1 protein-coding gene is annotated in these 440 nt (G+C 66.7%); it reads left to right on the forward strand.

Translation table 11 applies throughout. The features are described 5' to 3' along the window. Window positions 1–189: 189 nt before the first annotated feature. Window positions 190–440, forward strand: a 251-nt coding sequence (locus tag RT91_RS19950; RefSeq protein ID WP_035189841.1) for a cation transporting ATPase C-terminal domain-containing protein, incomplete at its 3' end; no start/stop codon positions are given.

Consider the following 440-nt stretch of genomic DNA (forward strand, 5'->3'; position numbering starts at 1 on the left):
AAGTATCTTATGATCTGCTTGGCGCGGGTGGAGCGGGACGACGAGATCGCGCAGGCCACGGATTTCGTTGCGGGGCGACGCCGATCTGYACCGCCACCCACACCGCCTGCCGGGCGTGACGCAGCCGCTCATCGATCGTGATAGGCCTCAGCGCGCGGCGCGGCGCCGGGTGGCCTGCCTGGTCGATACATGGCCGCGATCACGCTGTTCACGGAAGCGGGAGCGCTCCGCCTCGGCGATACCCACTGGCAGACGATGGTTTTCACCGTGCTGACCTTCGTGCAGATGTGGCAGATCATGGCGATCCGTTCGTCGCGCGCGTCGCTGTTCACCCAGGGGCTGCTCTCGAACAGGCCGCTGCTCGGCGCGATCGGCCTCACATTCGCGCTTCAAMTGGCGGTGATCTACACGCCCCGGCCTCAACGGCGCGTTCAACGCCC

It is taken from the genome of Acidiphilium sp. JA12-A1 (assembly GCF_000724705.2).
GTDB lineage: Bacteria > Pseudomonadota > Alphaproteobacteria > Acetobacterales > Acetobacteraceae > Acidiphilium > Acidiphilium multivorum.